This is a genomic window from Kitasatospora sp. NPDC093558 (assembly GCF_040683475.1).
Classification (GTDB): Bacteria; Actinomycetota; Actinomycetes; order Streptomycetales; family Streptomycetaceae; genus Kitasatospora.
The window spans coordinates 1-1,054 of the sequence record NZ_JBFBDY010001391.1; the positions used below are offsets into that span (position 1 = coordinate 1).

At 69.5% G+C, this 1,054-nt stretch carries 3 protein-coding genes; 2 read left to right on the plus strand and 1 reads right to left on the minus strand.

Annotation, left to right across the window (positions count from 1 at the left end; translation table 11 throughout):
* Nucleotides 1-347, minus strand: a 347-nt coding sequence (locus tag AB0O00_RS41240) for an ArsI/CadI family heavy metal resistance metalloenzyme (protein WP_363659778.1), incomplete at its 3' end; no start/stop codon positions are given.
* Between the two features lie 89 nt (nt 348-436).
* On the opposite strand from AB0O00_RS41240, the gene AB0O00_RS41245 reads away from it, so the two are divergent.
* Nucleotides 437-814, plus strand: a complete 378-nt coding sequence (locus tag AB0O00_RS41245; protein ID WP_363659780.1) for a metalloregulator ArsR/SmtB family transcription factor — start codon at nt 437-439, stop codon at nt 812-814.
* A partial coding sequence (locus AB0O00_RS41250) for an aquaporin (protein WP_363659781.1) occupies nt 811-1,054 on the plus strand: 244 nt, incomplete at its 3' end. The genes AB0O00_RS41245 and AB0O00_RS41250, both read left to right, overlap by 4 nt.

Here is a 1,054-nt window from a genome sequence, read left to right on the forward strand (position 1 = left end):
TAGACCTCCCAGGGCTCCGTGCCCGGGCCGTGCACCCACACCTTGTCCTGCAGTGCGTAGCAGCAGGAGGTGTCGTTCTCGTTGAAGGTGGCCAGGCCGGCGTCCTTGAGGCGGGTGGTGGCGGCGGTGACCTGCTCGGTGGTTTCGACCTCGACGCCGAGGTGGTCCAGGCGGGTGTCCTCGCCGGTCTCGCCCTCGATGAGGACGAGCTTGAGCGCCGGCTCGGCGATGGCGAAGTTGGCGTAGCCGGGGCGGCGCTTGGCTGGCTCGGCGTTGAAGAGCTTGGAGTAGAAGGCGATGGAGCCTTCGAGGTCGGCGACGCGCAGGGCGAGCTGTACACGGGACATGGCGGTCTCCCCGATCCGGGCTTCTTGTATCGACGTTCGTCGATACAGCTGACCTTGCCACCCGCATAGATGGCTGTCAACATAGATGCATGTCGAATCTGGAACTGCCGGTGCTCGGCCAGGACGAGGCGGTCGCGTGCTGCTCGCCGATGGTCCGCGAGCCGCTGGGCGAGGAAGCCGCCGCCGACCTGGCGAAGATGTTCAAGGCCCTGTCGGACCCGGTGCGGCTGCGGCTGCTGTCCCTGATCGCCTCGCACGAGGGCGGGGAGGCGTGCGTCTGTGATCTGACCGGGCCGTTCGATGTATCGCAGCCGACCATCTCCCACCACCTGAAGGTGCTGCGCGAGGCCGGCCTGGTCAGCTCCGAGCGGCGTGGGACGTGGGTCTACTACTGGGTGCTCCCCGTCGCGCTGGCCCGGCTCTCCTCCCTGCTCCAGGCCCCGGCCGCCGCCGGAGGGTCCAGATGACCGAGATGGCTCCGCTGGGCCGCCGGGCAGCCGTCGAGTTCGTCGGCACCGGCGCGCTGGTCGCCGTCGTGGTCGGCTCCGGCATCCAGGCCACCAAGCTCTCCCAGGACGTCGGCGTCCAACTGCTGGCCAACTCGCTCGCGACCGTGTTCGGCCTCGGCGTGCTGATCCTCCTGCTCGGCCCGGTCTCCGGCGCCCACTTCAACCCGGCCGTGACGCTGGCCGCCTGGTGGACCGGCC

What these genes read in the sequence shown, in the direction of transcription:
- AB0O00_RS41245 (WP_363659780.1), top strand. Translation starts at nt 437, where the DNA reads ATGTCGAATCTGGAACTGCCGGTGCTCGGCCAGGACGAGGCGGTCGCG.